The sequence below is a fragment of the Xanthovirga aplysinae genome (assembly GCF_009711365.1).
Classification (GTDB): Bacteria; Bacteroidota; Bacteroidia; order Cytophagales; family Cyclobacteriaceae; genus Xanthovirga; species Xanthovirga aplysinae.
This window is the reverse complement of sequence record NZ_SMMB01000468.1, coordinates 1-1,771: the sequence shown is the minus strand read 5'-3', so window position 1 is coordinate 1,771 and position 1,771 is coordinate 1. Positions and strand designations below refer to the sequence as shown.

Genomic DNA, 1,771 nt, shown 5'->3' with positions numbered 1-1,771 from the left:
TTTTGGCCATGGAGTAGTGTTAAAAACTACTTTAAAAGGTTTAAAAAAGAGGGAGTTTGATAAGGATTATATGATTAACTGCAAAGTTTTCAAAGGAAAAATTAAATAGAAATCAGAGCCCATCGATAAGGGTTATAGATTGTCAAAGTGTGAAACTAACACCACAGGCAAATGAAGCAAAAGGCTTCGATGGGAATAAAAAAGTTAATGGGAGAAAACGTCATTATATCACTGATACCTTGGGTTTACTAATGGAAGTTGTAATCGGTTCTGCCAATGAAACTTATTCCAAATGGTATACACATCTACAGAAAATGATATTTGCCCTATGGCCCCTCCGCAGTAAGGAACCTTGTCAATAGTCACTAAAATATAACCGTTTCCACTTTCTTTTTTTGACCTTCCAGTCACCACTTCTCCCAGTTTTATAACTAGTTTTCCATCGATCAACATCTGAAAATTCCACTTTATCATTCCAATTGAAATGTTTTAATTCTTTATATGTAGAAAGTTTTTTATCAGTTTTTACCAGCTCTAAGTAATTATCAGCATGAGGGCAAAACATGGAATCAAAACAAGAAAGAGATTTTACCTCGAGCCAATTATTCTTGAACAATTGGCTCGAGGTATCGAACGAGGAGATATTGGTGTCCCGTGATCAAATCGTTTTACTGGCAGGAAGCAATGAATGAATCTTTATTTGCTTAGCGTATTTTCCTACATTGATATGGGTAATACCTCTACTTCTTCACCCCTGAATTAGTATAGAAAAAAGACCTTGATTATAAGAAGAAACAAGGCTTTTTAAAATAGGTAGGCTTTACTTTAGGACCATTACTTTTGTAGTAGCCCTTACCTCATCACCATCCGTCAATAGGAAAGTGTAGGTGCCAGAAGTTACTGATTTTCCAACTACCCAGCGGAACGAAGTACTCCCTGCTGTTATCCTCAATTGTTTTATAGTTCTGCCTTCCATATTTATGATCTGTAGTTTTCCTTCCTTTTGTAGCGCTTTTTTCAGACGAATTTGGAATTCCTTTTTTATGGGGTTTGGATATACCGTAAATGTTGATTTCTGAAGAGTCTCCAGGCCCAGGATCACGGATTCCGCCCTAAAATCCTTTCCTGAAAGGTTAGCACTTAGGGTTTCAATGGGATAGCTTTCCGGAATAAACGTATGCCCCTCCTTATTTGTCCGTAAAATACCGGCCCATGCTGCAGGGACCGTTATGCTATACTTTCCTTCAGTATTAGTCAGTGTCTTTTCTTCCAGCCCATTGCCTGAAGCATATATTTCCACTTCTGAAACAGGATTATTTTCCGCATCCAGCACCTGCCCTGAAAGAATGTAGTTTCCTATATAGTTGGCCCTAAAGTCCTGATTTACCATATCCTTTTCCATAGAGTTGATGGTGATGCTTTGAGGCTCAAAGTTGTAGTTAGGTAACTCCGGGCGGATAGTACCACTCCATCTAGTAACCAAATCAATGGAATAATTTCCATTTTCATCTGTTTTTAAAGAAGAAGGCAGCCCTTCTATAGCCACTTCTTCCAGCGGGCTTCCTTCGGTATCCACCACCTGGCCTGCAAATGTGAAGGTGACAGGATCAGGGATGGTAGCAGTAAAGTTTTGGTCGCTAAGATCTTGCTGTAAACTGCTAATAGCAATGGAGCCTGGCGAAAAGCTGTAGTCCTCTTTTTGGGCACTGATCGTACCGCTCCAGTTTTCGGGAAGGGAAACCGTATAGTTTCCAGCCGCATCGGTCGATAC

2 protein-coding genes are annotated in these 1,771 nt (G+C 39.6%); one reads left to right on the top strand and one right to left on the bottom strand.

Annotated elements, in window-relative coordinates:
* Positions 1–149 precede the first annotated feature (149 nt).
* Positions 150–362: a transposase gene (locus E1171_RS24870; RefSeq protein WP_425509597.1), complete on the top strand. Its 213-nt coding sequence runs from the start codon at positions 150–152 to the stop codon at positions 360–362.
* Between the two features lie 458 nt (positions 363–820).
* Here E1171_RS24870 and E1171_RS01855 read toward each other — a convergent pair.
* Positions 821–1,771 (bottom strand): T9SS type A sorting domain-containing protein (locus E1171_RS01855; protein WP_155203510.1); only part of this gene is annotated, 951 nt, incomplete at its 5' end.